Source organism: Massilia sp. DJPM01 (assembly GCF_030348125.1).
Lineage (GTDB): Bacteria > Pseudomonadota > Gammaproteobacteria > Burkholderiales > Burkholderiaceae_D > Telluria_A > Telluria_A frigida.
Genome location: NZ_JAQOZV010000056.1, coordinates 18,117 through 31,610, shown reverse-complemented (window position 1 = coordinate 31,610; position 13,494 = coordinate 18,117). Strand labels below are relative to the sequence as shown.

Sequence of the window (13,494 nt, the reverse complement as noted above, 5' to 3'; positions counted from 1 at the left end):
GTTAGCGCTTGCCGGCCTCCAGGTAGGCCGCCAGGCCGTTGCAGCTTTCCTCGCCCGGCCCTTTGGTCCGCGTGATGTTCAGATCCTTCGCCATCCATGTTTCGACATCGCGCATTTCGCGCTGCGCCAGCGTGGCTTCTTCGCGGGCGTCGTCGCGGCTGGTGCGCGACAGCTTGAGCATGGCCGCTTCGTTAAGCGCGCCGGCATGGGCCACTGTCCAGGTCTGGAGGGCACGTTCGTAAGCGGCCGCTTTGGGCGGCGCGACTTTGCCGCATGCCGCCACCAGTTCTTTCAACAGGTCCTTGCGCGTGTACAGGCGCAGCGCGTCCTGCTGCGCAGCCGTCAGCGGGGCTTGCGGTGCTGGTGCGGGCACTGGCGCGGACTCCTGCGCCTCGTAGGTCACATCCTTGCCCGGCGCGGGCGGCAGGCTGCGGATTTTTTCGATATGGGCCAGCAGCGCGGTGGCGCTTTCGGGCCTGCCGCCCGCGCTGCGCTGCTCCTTGCCATCCTTGAACACGATCTGGCGCGGTATTCCGCCGTTTTCCAGCCGTGCTCCCATCTTCGGAAACTTGTACCACACGGGTCACTGCACGCGCGCGAACACGGTGTTGCGGTCGGTGGACGTGGCCGCCGCCTGGTCGAAGGTCTGGTCGGCGCCGATGCAGTATTTGCATCCGCGGTCCGGCGAGGTGAGTTGCAAGACCACGTATCCGGGCCGCGACAGGAAGGCATCCACTTCAGCCGGTTTGAGTTCGGTCACCTTGGCGGCGTACGCCAATGTGCAGCCTAGCGCGGCGCCAACGGCCACGGCGATGTTCAGAAATTTCATCGGTTTTTTCCTCGTTGATGTGTGTCGCCAGGACGTTCAGAGCATGCGCAGTCCGCCCGGCGTGTTGATATGGGCGCGCAGATAAGGCCGGGCGCCTGCATCGAGCCGCACCACCGTCACCGGCGCGTGCATGCCGATCGCGGCGGGCATCGCGTTCGCGCGCGGCGGCAGGTTGTGGGTGCCCATGGCGGGATGTTTTCCACCCGCAGCGGCAACGACGCCGAGAACATCGCGGACCCAGGCTGCGCCCTGGTCGAGCGTGCAGGCGGTGACGCTAATGTGGTCGAGCTGGCAGGGCGGCATGCGGGCGTGTTCCGACGTGGTTTGAATATGAAAGACACAACATTCTAGCACCACGGAACGTCAAAAAACCGGCATCGGGGCCGGCCTGCGGCAGGTAACGCCTATCAAAAAAGATACTTAGCATGAAAGCGATTTCAAGAGTGATGAAATTTCGCGCGTCAGTTTTTCACCACGCGTGCTGAGTAGGCCAGGAAGCTGTTCAGCGCACTGTCCGGCACATGCACGTTACGGAATTTTACATTTCCTTCTTGCAGGAGATCTTGAACACCAAGCATCTTAATTTTGTGCTTATTTCGGCGCATTTTCTCTATGTATTTTCCATGAAACACATGAAAGCCCCGCTGTTGAGGGAGATACTTGTTCTTTTTCCTGGAAACGGCTCACAAATGCTCCGCCCGGAACACACCTGTTTTCGCTCAGCAATTGCTATATGTGCAATGCAAAAACACCCATTTTTGTGTTCTTGACATTTAACCTTTGCAGCGGATACATTGCGTCCATACCTCAGTAACTGCTGGTTTCGTTACCCGATGTATAGCCTTGGCCCGGACATGTCCGCCGCCAGGGAATCTGGATAAAAAACGGTCACTTGATCGTTTTTTTTGAAAAACAGTTGAAAACGTTTTCAAGCCTGTGTAAAGCGGGGACGGCATGGCCGGCTCCTCTGTGCAGGCCCTGTATGCGCCGCAGCCTTGCTCTGGGCAGTGGAAGGTGCGGCACATGCAGACAGCGAAGGCATCCACCTGCCTTCGGGCGCAAGTCGATTCCTGCTCCGGCAGGCAGCGGCCGGCGCAACGGGTTCCGCGCCGTGGCCGCCCGCCACGGACCGGGACACGGGCCAGAAACTGAAACCACCGCCATCGGCACCGGTGCAACCGGGAAGAGGGCGGCAACCATGCCGGCGTACGTGACTCACGGACGCCATAAAGTACGACAATTGCGAGGAGACTCCTGAATGAATTCGATGTCCAAAATTAAACTGAACGCCGTTACCGATGCCCTGCGCAACAGCGGCAGCGGCCGCAGCCTGGCGCGCAGCGCGATGCGCGGCCTGCTGGCCCTGTCGATCACGGCCGCCACCGCCGCCGCGATCAGCCTGCCGATGATGGCAACGGCGCACGCCGCCGCCGATGCGGAATACACCCAGCGCTTCCTGGCCCAGTACAAGAAGATCAAAGATCCTGCGAACGGTTACTTCAGCAAGGAAGGCGTACCGTATCACTCGGTTGAAACGCTGATGGTCGAAGCACCGGACCACGGCCACGAAACCACGTCGGAAGCCTACAGCTACTGGCTGTGGATGGAAGCGCAGTACGGCCGCGCCAGCGGCGACTGGGGCCCGCTGAACGCGGCCTGGGCCAACATGGAAAAGTACATCATTCCATCGCAGTCCGACCAGCCGACCAACAGCTTCTACAATCCGGGCAAACCTGCGACCTACGCCGCCGAATACGACCTGCCGAAAAGCTACCCAGCGCCCCTGAACGGCGGCGTACCGGTCGGCCAGGATCCGATCGCCAACGAACTGAAATCGGCTTACGGCACCAGCAATATCTACGGCATGCACTGGCTGGTCGACGTCGATAACTGGTACGGCTATGGCAAGTGCGGCGACGGCACCACGCGTCCTTCGTACATCAACACCTTCCAGCGCGGCTCGCAGGAATCGGTATGGGAAACCGTGCCGCATCCATCGTGCGAAACCTTCAAATGGGGTAAAAACGGCGGCGGCGAAGGCTTCCTCGGCCTGTTCATCGGCGACAACAACCGCGCCAAGCAATTCCGCTACACCAATGCACCTGACGCCGATGCACGCGCCGTGCAAGCCGTGTACTGGGCCTCGGTCTGGGCCAAGCAGCAAGGCAAGAGCGCGCAAGTGGCCGACCTGGTCACCAAAGCGGCCAAGATGGGCGACTTCCTGCGTTACGCCATGTTCGACAAGTACTTCAAAAAGATCGGCAATTGCACCAACGCCAATTCGTGCCCAGGCGGCAATGGGCAGCAGGATGCACAAGGCGAACGCGACAATCAGCACTATCTGATGAGCTGGTACTACGCATGGGGCGGCGCCACCGATTCCAACGCCGGCTGGGCATGGCGCATCGGTTCGAGCCACAACCACTTCGGTTACCAGAATCCGCTGGCAGCATGGGCACTGTCGACCCAGGCCGACTTCAAGCCACTGTCGCCGACCGCCGCTGGCGACTGGGGCAAGAGCCTGACCCGCCAGATGGAATTCTACCGCTGGCTGCAATCGGCTGACGGCGCGATCGCCGGCGGCGCGACCAACAGCTGGGGCGGCGATTACCTGACCCCACCGGCAGGCACCCCGACCTTCCACGGCATGTTCTACGATGAAAAACCGGTCTACCACGATCCGGCGTCGAACACCTGGTTCGGCTTCCAGGCCTGGTCGATGCAGCGCGTCGCCGAGTACTACTACGCCAGCGGCGACGCCCGCGCCAAGGCAGTCCTGGACAAATGGGTTGCCTGGGCATCGGCCAACACGGTCCTGAAAGCGGACGGCACCTACACCATCCCGAACACCCTGGCATGGAGCGGCGCGCCTGACACCTGGAACGCGGCAACCCCTGGCGCGAATGCCGGCCTGCGCGTGAAAATCGTCGACAGCACCAATGACGTCGGTATCGCCGCCGCCCTGGCCCGCACCCTGATCTACTACGGTGCCAAAGCCAACAACGAAGCTGCCAAAGTGCTGGCCAAGCAACTGCTGGACCGCATGTGGGCCAAGCATCAGGATACGGCTGGCCTGGTGGTTGACGAAACGCGCGCCGACTACAAGCGCTTCACCCAGGCATACGATCCGGCTACCGGTTCGGGCGTCTACATTCCACAGGGCTGGACCGGCACCAACGGCCAGGGCGCGACCATCGATTCGAGCGCAACGTTCCTGAGCATCCGTCCGAAATACAAGGACGATCCACAGTGGCCCAAGCTGAAAGCCTACCTGGACGGCGGTCCTGCACCAACCTGGCGCTACCACCGCTTCTGGGCCCAGGCCGATATCGCCAATGCGCTGGCCGATTACGCCAACATTGTCGGCGGTACCGACTCGCCGTCGATCGTCACCAGCACCAATGCGCTGAGCGTACCTGAAGGCGGCTCGAACAGCGTGCGTATCAGCCTGTCGAAGGCGCCTGCCGCCAACGTCACGGTAGCGGTCGCCAAGGCAGCCGGCGGCGACGTCGACCTGACCACGCCACAGACCACCCTGCTGTTCACGCCTGCTAACTACAACGTGCTGCAAGCAGTGTCGATCAACGGTGCGGTGGATGCCGATGCTGTCAACGGCAGCGCCAACTTCAGCTTCACGGCGCCTGGCTACCTGAGCGCCACCACGGTGGCCACCGAAGCGGACCGCGACGTGGTGGTTCCAGTGACCCTGGTTGTCAGCGGCGCGCCTTTGAGCGTACCGGAAGGCGCATCGCGCAACTTCCAGGTCCGCCTGGGTGCCGCTCCGAAAGCCAACGTCACGGTCAGCGTAGCCCGCCTGACCGGCGACACCGACCTGTCGGTTGCCGGTGGTGCCACGCTGACCTTCACGCCAGCAAACTGGAACGTGACCCAGGCAGTGACGGTTGCCGCCGCAGTTGACGCGGATAGCCTGAACGGCAGCGCCACCTTCGCAGTCACCGCGCCGACGGCAGCCGCCGTCAACGCCGTGGCCACCGAAGCGGACAAGGATGTGGCGACCGGCGGTTGCGCTGTCGATTTCGACACCACCAACGACTGGGGTGCTGGCCAGGTGCCACGGGTTGTCCTGCGTAACACCGGTGCCGCGCCGATCACCGGCTGGACACTGAACTGGACCGCGTCCAACGACGTGACCCTGAGCAACTCGTGGGGCGCCACCGTGACCCAGAGCGGCCGTGCGTTCAGCGCTACCCCAGCGGCCTGGAATGCGACCATCGCCGCTGGCGGCAATGTCGAGTTCGGCATGCAACTGGCATACAGCGGCGCCAAAGTGCTGCCGACCGCCGTGAGCTGGGCTGGCCGTAGCTGCACCATCGCTGTGAAGTAATTGTTAGTCGTCCGCGCGGGCCATGCTTGGCCCGCGCGGATTTTTTGCGTTTGAAACAGGCAGTTGAAAACAGAGGAGGACGACCATGACGATTCGTTCAACACAAGCCGGGTTCGCAGGGCTCGCGGTGGTACTCGCCGTCGCCGGGGTAGGCGCCGGCATCAGTTACAACACGCTCAGCGCCGCGCGCGCGGGCGGCACCGACGCCTGGCGCGACCTGACCCAGATCCACGCCGAACGCGCGCGCCTGGCCAGTAGCGCGCTCGAAGGCGCGGCGCGCGCGGGCGGACTCGATCAAGCCTTTATCGACCAGGCCCGGACCAGCCTGGTGCGCGCCAGTGCGCTGCCGACCAACAGCGATGTGCTGAACGACCTGGAAGCGGTCGATACCTACAAGCGTTACCAGGGTGAGTTGACCGGCGTGCTGTACCGCCTGGCGGGAACGCGCGGCGCGCCCGAGCTGGAAACAGTGTCTTCACTCAAAGAACTGCGCGGCAAATTGCCGCAAGACGAGCTTGCGCTGGCCGTTGCCCGCAACCGTTACGGAAAGTCGGCCGAAGGCTACAACGCCCTCGTCGGCACCTTCCCGGGTGCCGCGGTCGCAGTGGTGACCGGTTTCCGGCCGCTACCAGCCGGGCTGTAACCGGCCCGCTTCAAGTCATCTCACTTATATTGGAGACGCACGATGATTACCCCGAAAGTTGTAAGCAAGTTAGCACTGTCGCTGGCCCTGGCCTTCGCGGCCACGGCCGGCCAGGCCTTTACCGTATCCGGCAACAAGATCCTGGACGATGCCAACCGTCCGGTCGTGCTCAAGGGCGTGAACTGGTTCGGTTTCGAGACCTTTGACGGCACGGTGCACGGCCTGTGGACGCGCAACTGGAAGAGCATGCTCGACCAGGTGCAAGCGAACGGCTTCAACGCCCTGCGTATTCCGGTGTGCCCGGCCACCTTCCGCGCATCGTCGGTCAAGCCGAATATCGACGCGCTGGCCAATCCCGACCTGGTGGGACTGAACTCGCGCCAGTGGCTCGACGTGTTCCTGAAAGAAGTCGACCGTCGCGGCATCTACATCCTGCTCGACCACCATCGTCCGGATTGCAACGCGATTTCGGAACTGTGGACGACGCCGCAGTACACCGAAGAACAGTGGCTGACCGACCTCGAATACCTGGCCCAGCACTACTCCGGCCTGCGCAACCTGATTGCGCTCGACATCAAGAATGAGCCGCACGGCCAGGCCAGCTGGGGTACGGGCAACATCAAGACCGACTGGAATCTCGCGGCCGAGCGCGCATCGAAGCGTATCCTGGCGGTCAATCCGAACCTGCTGATCTTCGTCGAAGGCATCGGCAGCAATCCGGGCGGTTGCCAGGGCCAGTTCGGCCATTTCTGGGGCGGCAACCTGGAGCCGATGAACTGCAAGCCGCTGGACATCCCGCGCAACAAGCTGGTGCTGTCGCCGCACGTGTACGGTCCGGACGTGTTCGAGATGGATTACTTCAGGGCCGCCAATTTCCCGGCTAACATGCCTGCGATCTGGGATCAGCAGTGGGGCAAGTTCGCCAAGGATTATCCCGTGGTGCTGGGCGAGTGGGGCGGCAAGTACGGCCACGGCGGCGGCCATCCGAAAGACAAGGTCTGGCAGGACGCGCTGGTGAAATACCTGAAAGAACGTGGCATGATCAGCTCGTTCTACTGGACCCTCAATCCGAACAGCGGCGACACCGGCGGCATCTTGCAGGATGACTGGAATACTGTCTGGCCGGACAAGATGGCATTGCTGAAAAACTTGTGGGCGGGTGCGACGCCGACACCGACGCCGACACCAACCCCAACGCCAACGCCAACGCCAACACCAACGCCAACGCCAACACCGACGCCAACGCCTACACCGACGCCGACGCCAACGCCAACGCCAACGCCAACGCCAACCCCAACGCCAACGCCAACCCCAACGCCAACGCCGACGCCGACGCCGACGCCGACGCCGACGCCGACACCATCGGTCACGGCAGTGGTGAAGATCTCGTCCGACTGGACGGCTGGCTATTGCGCCGATGTTGCGGTGACCAACAACGGCACGACGCCGGTGGTGTGGAAGATCCAGGTACCGGTGCAAGGCAAGATCAATAACCTGTGGAACGCGGTCTACACCCAGACCGGTGCGGTTTTGACGGCATCGGGCCAGGCGTACAACGCGACTGTGCAGCCGAAGGGCACGCAATCGTTCGGCTTCTGCGCCGTGCGCTAAGCCGGCATGTGGCTTAACCGGGGTCTGACCTCGGTTAAGCAACGGCCGCGCAGTATTCCCTAACCGGGGTCCTGACCGGGGTCAGACCCCGGTTAGGGAACAACGGCCGCCCATGTATCAATCATGGCAAATTAGCACTTGCATCGCCGCAAAAAATCACCTACTATCGCACTCCCAAGCAGGCCAACCATGTTAGAAAAGGAGATCGATCATGCAAAAACTGAACATAAACGCTCTTTTTCTGGGTCTGGCTGGCTACATCCTGCACTGAACCGACGGCATTCGCCCGTCTGTCGCATCGTTTTAGCCCTCTCTTGACGAGTTAATCGTCAGCGCTCCGCCAGCGCCCAATCCCGTATCGAATTTTTTTGGATTGGCATCACATGGGCAATTTTGTTCAGCAAATTTCTGATCGTATTTCGATCATCGCGTCCGACCGTCTGTGGCTCGAAGACGCAGCAATACAACAAACCAAAACCACGGCCGCACTGGCCGGCATGCAGCGCGTGGTCGGCTTGCCCGACCTGCATCCGGGCCGCGGCTATCCCGTCGGGGCCGCATTCTTTTCCACCGGACGCCTGTATCCGGCACTGGTCGGCAATGACATCGGCTGCGGCATGGCGCTGTGGCAAACCGATATCCTGGCCGGCAAGGCCAAGCTCGACAAGATCGACAAGCAGATCGGCAACCTCGACGATGTGATCGACGAGGAAGAATGGGCCGCCCTGGAACGCCTCGATCCGTCCTGGCCGGCGCGCATGGATGCGCTGTCGGCAGCGCTGGCAGCGGCCGGCCTGGACCTGGCACCGCTGCGCTCGCTCGGTACCATTGGCCGTGGCAATCACTTCGCGGAACTCCAGGTCATGGATGCTGTCGAAGATGAAGAGGTCCTGGGGCGCACGGCGCTGACCCGAAAATGCCTGCAACTGCTGGTGCACAGCGGTTCGCGCGGCTTGGGCCAGGTGATTTTGCGTGCCCACGTTGACGTGCACAGTCACGCCGGCCTGGTCGATGGCAGCGCGGAAGCGTTGGCCTATTTGCGCGAGCACGACGCGGCGCTGCAATACGCCGAGGTCAACCGCTCGCTGATCGCGGCGCGGATTTTTCAGCGTCTGCGTTGCGAGGCCGTGCGCGTGCTCGACGTTCACCACAACACGGTGACGCCGGCATGTATTGATGGGCAGGCAGGCTGGCTGCACCGCAAAGGTGCCACGCCGAGCGACCAGGGGCTGGTCATGCTGCCCGGTTCGCGCGACGACTACAGCTATCTGATCGAACCGGTGCTGTCGGCCGGTGAGTTGAGCCTGCATTCGCTGGCGCACGGAGCAGGGCGCAAGTGGCAGCGGACCGATTGCAAGGGCCGCCTGGACAAACTGGCGACGCCGGCGCAGTTGAGCCGTACGTCGATGGGCGGGCGCGTCATCTGCAATGACCGTGCCCTGATTTACGAGGAGGCGCCGCAGGCGTACAAGAATGTCGACAGCGTGCTCGGCTCGCTTGTGGGCGCAGGACTGGCGAGGGTGGTATCCAGAAGCAAGCCAGTGCTGACCTACAAAACGCGTGGGGAGTGCTGCTGATGATCTGGTTACAAATTACGGCCAATACCGGCCCGGTGGAGTGCTGCCTGGCGGTGACCAAGGCGCTTGCGCAACTGAACCGCGAGGCGCGCAAGGCAGGCGTGGCGGTGAGCGTGGTGGAGCAGCTGGACGGACCCGTGGGTGGAACATTGCGCTCGGTGCTGCTGGAGCTGGACGGACCTGCGGAACTTGAAGGCGAACTGGCTGCGCGCTGGTGTGGCAGCATCCAGTGGATTTGCGAAAGTCCTTACCGCAAGATGCACAAGCGGAAGAACTGGTTCCTGAGCGGCGCTGCGTTCGCGCCGCCGGCGGTGTCGACCGAGTTCGGTGAGATCCGGTATGAAGCGACGCGCGCCTCCGGGCCGGGCGGGCAGCATGTGAACAAGACCGATAGCGCGATCCGGGCAACCCATGTGGCGTCGGGCTTGTCGGTGAAGGTGCAGACCGAGCGCAGCCAGCATGCCAACAAGCGGCTGGCGGCGCAGCTGTTGCTCAGCAAGCTGGGGGAATTGGCGACGGCGGAGGAGGGCAAGAACAAATCCGAGCGCCGCATGCATCACTTCCAGGCCGAACGCGGCAATGCTGAACGCGTGTTCGTGGGGATGGGTTTCGTGGAAAGGACGACCTGACGGATCAATGCAGCCGGTAATGCGATCGATGCCCATGGCGTCGCCGGCCTTGGAATACGTCAACGCCAGCTTTCCTGCGCAGGTCCATCGCTGACTCCGCTGTGATTGCCGAACTCGTGGCGCGCTTGCGTCACGTGCCGGAGCGGTTTGTTTGTATTCATTGCAAGCCAAGGTCACCTTGGCTTGCTTCCCGGCTTACTTCCAGATGCGGTCGACAAGATCGCCGATGTCCAGCGGCTTTCCTGCCGCCTTGGCTTCGGTCGCCCACTCCGCTGGCGAGGGCGTCGGACGCGACGGAACAGTTCCTCCAGCGACACCATATTTCATTGCGAGCACGACGGTTCCGCCGTTCACCGCCGGCGGCCGCACGTCTTTGGCAGCGGCGAGCAGCGCGTCCGCGACCGCCTGCGGCAAGGGCGGATCGAAATCCAGCCAGAATCTCGATTGCTGGGCCGGGCGGATGGCCACGACCAGGAATCCTCCGCTGGCCGGCCCGGCATTCGCCGCACGCAAGGTGCGGCCAGCGACAGCGTCGACTTGCTTGAGATAGGGGGCGAGCTTATCCACGCTGACCCGCGCACCGATGACTTTTTCAGGCTGCAGCAAAACAACGCCGCCGGCGGTCATGCCGGCGGCGGCCTGGACGCCACTGGCGCAAAGGCACGCCGCAAAAAGAAACGCGATCGAACGCATAGGGAACTCCATCAAAAATAGCCGCGGCAAGGCGCCGCAGGCGTATTGGACCACATTCGGAACGTTGCCGGGAAACGGCTGACAATCCCGCCGATGGCATGATGTACTATTGATTTCCGACCGCGCCGAGGAGATTGCCACCATGTCCATGCTGCTGCCCATTGCCAGAAACAATGCATCCGAACCGCCGCTGGTGCTCGACTTGCTGTCGGCGCTGGTCAACCGCCACGGCTGCATCACGGGCGCAACTGGCACCGGCAAGACCGTGACCTTGCAGGTGATTGCCGAGGCGCTGTCCGGGATCGGGGTGCCGGTGTTCATGGCGGACGTGAAGGGCGACCTGTCCGGCATGGCCAAGGCTGGCAGCGCGTCGGAAAAGATGACAAAGCGGCTGGGCGCACTGGGCGTCGACGCGCCTGCGTGGGCCGCGTGCCCGGTGACCTTGTGGGATGTGTTTGGCGAAGCCGGCCATCCGGTGCGCGCCACGATTTCCGACCTCGGCCCGCTGTTGCTGGCGCGCATGTTGAACCTGAACGATACCCAGGAAGGCGTGCTGCAACTGGTATTCAAGATCGCCGATGACAATGGCTTGCTGCTGCTCGATACCAAGGACTTGCGCAGCATGCTGCAGCACGTGGGCGACCACGCGGCCGATTTCCGCACGACGTACGGTAATATCTCGGCGGCCAGCATTGGCGCCATCCAGCGCGGCCTGGTGGCGCTCGAGCAGCAGGGCGGTGACCGCTTTTTCGGCGAGCCGATGCTCAATATCGATGACTTGCTGCAAACCGACGCCCAGGGCAAGGGCGTCGTCAACATCCTCGCTGCGGACAAGCTGATGAATGCGCCGCGCCTGTATGCGGTTTTCTTGCTGTGGTTGCTGTCGGAATTGTTCGAGAACCTGCCCGAGGTTGGCGACCTGGACAAGCCGAAACTGGTGTTTTTCTTCGACGAGGCGCACCTGCTGTTCAGTGAAGCGCCCAAGCCCTTGCTGCAAAAGATCGAGCAAGTGGTGCGGCTGATCAGGTCAAAAGGCGTCGGCGTGTTTTTCATCACCCAGAATCCGCTCGATATTCCCGATACCGTGCTCGGCCAGCTTGGCAACCGTGTCCAGCACGCCTTGCGCGCGTACACGCCGCGCGACCAGAAAGCCGTCAAGGCCGCTGCGGAAACATTCCGCCCCAATCCGGCGCTCGATACCGCCCAGGTCATCACCGAACTGGCGCTGGGCGAAGCGCTGGTTTCTTTCCTCGACGAGAAAGGGCGGCCGAATATGGTCGAGCGCGCCTACATCCTGCCGCCGGCATCGCAGATCGGACCGATTGACGAGGCCGAACGCCAGCGCGCGATGGCGCAGTCGGTGGTGGCCGGCGTGTATGAGCAAGGCATCGACCGCGAATCGGCGCACGAATTGATTGCCGCCCGCGCGGCGGCTGCGGAACAGGCGCACACGCCTGCGCCGCGTGCCAGGACCCCGGCCGGCGGCGCCCGCAGCGAGGTGCCCGAGCGCGCGCCCGACACGTCCTTGGGCGGCATGCTCGGCGGCCTGTTCGGCGGCAGCAGCGGCAAACGGCAATCGCCGGTGGAGGCGATGGTGAAGTCGGCCGCGCGCAGCATCGGCTCCCAGGTCGGGCGGGAAATTATTCGCGGTGTGCTGGGATCGATCCTGAAGCGGCGCTAGGCGCTCAGTGCAGCACGGTTTTTTCCGGCTGCACCAGGATAAAAGGATGGACGACCGAGGTCCATAACATGGCGTCGCTGTCGGTCCAGGCTTGCGCCTGCGCATCCGACACCTTGCCGACCTTGCCGTCGCCCATCCAGCGGCCGATGCTGTCCTTGTCGTCGTGCGAAATGCGCACGGCGACATCGACCAGGTCGAGATCGGCACTGACGAACACCACATTGCCTTGGGCAAAGTGGCGCAGCAGTTCGGACCAGGGCATGCGCGCGGTTTCGAGGTTGATCTTGGCGCGCAGTTCGGTGTCGTTTTCAGGCTTGGTATTCATACAGTTACTCAATAGTTCAGGTGGGGATGATGGTTCAGATGATGTCGATGACGGGGGTAGGCGAGCCGGACCAGGTGAGGCGGTAAACCTGTCCCTTGCGTACATTGCCAACCAGCGCTGGGCGGAAACATGCGAGGCAGGTGCCCTCGGGACGCCGCACGCTGGGGTAGATCACGCCCATCGAACCGCTGTCGAGCAGTTGCGTGGCCAGGTCCTGGGAGTCGATGTAGCTGCCCGGATCGAGATATTTTGTGAATGCATCGACGCCGCGGATGTCGTGGAAGGTGCTGGTAAAGTCGGCGATCAGCGCCTGATACGTCACGCTGTCATCGAAGCGGCCGATTTCCTGGTATTCCACGGTCTTGTGGAAAGTGATTTCAGCAAGGGCGGTTTCGGCCTCGAAGGCGCAATACCACGCGCCGCGCTCGCCATCGTTGAAACGGCTGCCTTCCGGACGCGGATAGGTGTACGCCGCGTTGATGATGCGGAAATTCGGCACGCCGAAGACCAGTTCATCGACACCGATGCCGGGCAGGCTGCCATATTCGCCGCGCAGGCGTTCATTGGTGGCGTTGTCGATGTCGAACAGGTCGCGCAAGACGTCGCGATCCTCGGCCAGTGGGCTGAGCACAGAATCTTCCACATCGGCAAAACGCGACGGGATCAGGCGGCAGGTATCGAACTGCCGCAAATTGGTAAGTTTGGGAATGACCGTCAAGTCAGAGGCCTCCGCGGCGTGCGTCGAGCAGCTTGCGCACCGTTTGCATGGACAGCAAGCCGCCCGCCAGCATTTGCGACAGCGGCGTGCGTCCGGCAAAGATGGGATTGGTATTCGGGAGGGTGACCCATTCGTCGGCCAGCTTGTCGCCGTACAGAATGTGAAGGGCTTTGTAGATGCCGAGCAGATAGGAAATGCGGGTGATGCGGTCGACTTCGAGGACCCGGTCGGGGTTCTTTTTCCACTCGTAGAAGGTGGAGGATGACATGCCGCCGAGCAGTTCGCGGGCATCTTCGTCGCGCAGCTTCCAGGCGGTCATGAGGGCAAAAAAACCCTTGAGGGCGGATTTGGACAAGCGCTCCCGCTCCGTGCGCGCGTTCAGGTCGATGAGCACGGCCGGCTCGAAGCGACTTTTTGGATATGCGAAGGCAAGATTCATGATG

The 13,494-nt window shown here is 62.6% G+C and carries 13 protein-coding genes; 6 read left to right on the top strand and 7 right to left on the bottom strand.

Going from position 1 to position 13,494, the window contains the following annotated elements; genetic code table 11:
* Nucleotide 1: 1 nt before the first annotated feature.
* Genes PO883_RS27375 through PO883_RS27365 form a run of 3 tightly spaced genes read right to left on the bottom strand, consistent with a single transcriptional unit; the run spans nt 2 to nt 1,132 of the window.
* Nucleotides 2-580 (bottom strand): hypothetical protein, encoded by a 579-nt coding sequence (locus PO883_RS27375; protein ID WP_289312573.1) that lies wholly within the window; start codon nt 578-580, stop codon nt 2-4.
* 3 nt (nt 581-583) lie between these two features.
* The gene (locus PO883_RS27370) at nt 584-829 is read right to left on the bottom strand and encodes a hypothetical protein (RefSeq protein ID WP_289312572.1); all 246 of its coding nucleotides are present in this window, start codon (nt 827-829) and stop codon (nt 584-586) included.
* Between the two features lie 36 nt (nt 830-865).
* Complete coding sequence (locus PO883_RS27365; RefSeq protein WP_289312571.1) at nt 866-1,132, bottom strand: VOC family protein; 267 nt, start codon at nt 1,130-1,132, stop codon at nt 866-868.
* Between the two features lie 964 nt (nt 1,133-2,096).
* Between PO883_RS27365 and PO883_RS27360 the strand changes: the two genes are divergently transcribed.
* From PO883_RS27360 to prfH, 5 genes are all read left to right on the top strand, one after another.
* Entirely contained in the window at nt 2,097-5,174 is a 3,078-nt protein-coding gene (locus PO883_RS27360; RefSeq protein WP_289312570.1) for a glycoside hydrolase family 48 protein, read from the top strand.
* Nucleotides 5,175-5,259: 85 nt separating this feature from the next.
* Nucleotides 5,260-5,817, top strand: coding sequence for a LemA family protein (locus tag PO883_RS27355; protein ID WP_289312569.1), 558 nt, complete (start codon nt 5,260-5,262; stop codon nt 5,815-5,817).
* A gap of 42 nt (nt 5,818-5,859) precedes the next feature.
* The gene (locus tag PO883_RS27350; RefSeq protein WP_289312568.1) at nt 5,860-7,428 is read left to right on the top strand and encodes a cellulase family glycosylhydrolase; all 1,569 of its coding nucleotides are present in this window, start codon (nt 5,860-5,862) and stop codon (nt 7,426-7,428) included.
* Between the two features lie 383 nt (nt 7,429-7,811).
* Nucleotides 7,812-9,005 (top strand): RNA ligase RtcB family protein, encoded by a 1,194-nt coding sequence (locus PO883_RS27345; RefSeq protein WP_289312567.1) that lies wholly within the window; start codon nt 7,812-7,814, stop codon nt 9,003-9,005.
* On the top strand, nt 9,005-9,634 hold the full coding sequence (prfH, locus tag PO883_RS27340; protein ID WP_167087483.1) for a peptide chain release factor H: 630 nt from the start codon (nt 9,005-9,007) through the stop codon (nt 9,632-9,634). Before PO883_RS27345 ends, prfH begins: the two co-directional genes overlap by 1 nt.
* Before the next feature lie 195 nt (nt 9,635-9,829).
* Here the strand turns inward: prfH and PO883_RS27335 are convergent, their stop codons facing one another.
* Entirely contained in the window at nt 9,830-10,327 is a 498-nt protein-coding gene (locus PO883_RS27335) for a hypothetical protein (protein WP_289312566.1), read from the bottom strand.
* A gap of 142 nt (nt 10,328-10,469) precedes the next feature.
* On the opposite strand from PO883_RS27335, the gene PO883_RS27330 reads away from it, so the two are divergent.
* Nucleotides 10,470-12,008, top strand: coding sequence for a helicase HerA-like C-terminal domain-containing protein (locus tag PO883_RS27330; protein ID WP_289312588.1), 1,539 nt, complete (start codon nt 10,470-10,472; stop codon nt 12,006-12,008).
* 4 nt (nt 12,009-12,012) lie between these two features.
* Here the strand turns inward: PO883_RS27330 and PO883_RS27325 are convergent, their stop codons facing one another.
* From PO883_RS27325 to PO883_RS27315, 3 genes are read right to left on the bottom strand one after another with little or no spacing between them, the layout of a single operon-like run.
* The gene (locus PO883_RS27325) at nt 12,013-12,333 is read right to left on the bottom strand and encodes a DUF2288 domain-containing protein (RefSeq protein ID WP_289312565.1); all 321 of its coding nucleotides are present in this window, start codon (nt 12,331-12,333) and stop codon (nt 12,013-12,015) included.
* 34 nt (nt 12,334-12,367) lie between these two features.
* Nucleotides 12,368-13,051, bottom strand: a complete 684-nt coding sequence (locus PO883_RS27320; RefSeq protein ID WP_289312564.1) for an RES family NAD+ phosphorylase — start codon at nt 13,049-13,051, stop codon at nt 12,368-12,370.
* A 1-nt stretch (nt 13,052) separates the two neighbouring features.
* Nucleotides 13,053-13,490 (bottom strand): MbcA/ParS/Xre antitoxin family protein, encoded by a 438-nt coding sequence (locus PO883_RS27315; RefSeq protein WP_167090583.1) that lies wholly within the window; start codon nt 13,488-13,490, stop codon nt 13,053-13,055.
* Nucleotides 13,491-13,494 lie beyond the last annotated feature (4 nt).